General features: G+C 54.6%; 1 protein-coding gene, 3 tRNA genes and 2 rRNA genes. All 6 read left to right on the forward strand.

Features of this window, described 5'->3' with window-relative positions:
* A 23S ribosomal RNA gene (locus C7401_RS46290) occupies window positions 1-83 on the forward strand; the annotation flags it as partial.
* Between the two features lie 157 nt (window positions 84-240).
* Window positions 241-354 (forward strand): 5S ribosomal RNA (gene rrf, locus C7401_RS28650).
* Window positions 355-494: 140 nt separating this feature from the next.
* Window positions 495-580, forward strand: a tRNA-Tyr gene (locus C7401_RS28655).
* Between the two features lie 54 nt (window positions 581-634).
* Window positions 635-708 (forward strand) — tRNA-Gly (locus C7401_RS28660).
* A 33-nt stretch (window positions 709-741) separates the two neighbouring features.
* Window positions 742-816, forward strand: a tRNA-Thr gene (locus C7401_RS28665).
* 110 nt (window positions 817-926) lie between these two features.
* Window positions 927-1,153: GTP-binding protein (locus C7401_RS28670; RefSeq protein WP_039339233.1), on the forward strand; the 227-nt coding region annotated here is incomplete at its 3' end.

Here is a 1,153-nt window from a genome sequence, read left to right on the forward strand (position 1 = left end):
GACCAGGACGTTGATAGGTCAGGTGTGGAAGCGCAGTAATGCGTTAAGCTAACTGATACTAATTGCCCGTAAGGCTTGATCCTATAACAGGTGTGCCTCCCTCCCGGAGTGGAGTGTGGAGCGCACAGGTTGAGATCATGTGTTGTGCCAGAAACAACACAACCCCAATTGAGCAACACCTCTTTACGCTTCTTCCCGATTGGCTGTGGCGCTCACAAAGCGACGCAGCAACCCGTCATGCCTGATGACCATAGCGAGTTGGTCCCACCCCTTCCCATCCCGAACAGGACCGTGAAACAACTCCACGCCGATGATAGTGCGGATTGCCCGTGTGAAAGTAGGTAATCGTCAGGCTCCTTATTGCGAAACCCCGGCCCTAAAAAGCCGGGGTTTTTGCTTTTTCGCTCTCCCTATAAGTGAGAGCGTTGTGGTTCGGCGCCGAATAAAGTGCTTGACACGGTTCGGATGTTACACCATAATCATCAGTTCTCTACGGAGGGGTGCCCGAGTGGCTAAAGGGGGCAGACTGTAAATCTGTTGGCTTACGCCTACGTTGGTTCGAATCCAACCTCCTCCACCAGAATTCAACTGTAGTCAGGTTAGTGTCGGGAATCGACAGTAGTCAGAAAACTTAGCGGGTGTAGCTCAATGGTAGAGCAGAAGCCTTCCAAGCTTACGACGAGGGTTCGATTCCCTTCACCCGCTCCAGCGAAGCTAAAAAGCAGTTCCAGAGCAGTTTTCGCCCATGTGGCTCAGTGGTAGAGCACTCCCTTGGTAAGGGAGAGGTCGGCAGTTCGATCCTGCCCATGGGCACCAGCCGGTATTTAGCAGGCCTCCAGAGGCCTCGCATCGAGCAGGTAGCAGCAAGCCAGTGATTGTTTGCGCGCCCCGCGCAACGTACGGAAAAATCCTCTTAGGAGTCGAAAATGGCCAAGGGTAAGTTTGAGCGGACCAAGCCGCACGTGAACGTGGGCACGATCGGTCACGTTGACCACGGCAAGACCACGCTGACGGCAGCGATCACGACGGTTCTGACCAAGAAGTTTGGCGGTGAAGCCAAGGCGTACGACCAGATCGACGCGGCACCGGAAGAAAAGGCACGTGGTATTACCATCAACACCGCGCACGTCGAGTACGAAACGGCTAACCGCCA

This window comes from Paraburkholderia unamae (assembly GCF_003268775.1).
GTDB lineage: Bacteria > Pseudomonadota > Gammaproteobacteria > Burkholderiales > Burkholderiaceae > Paraburkholderia > Paraburkholderia unamae.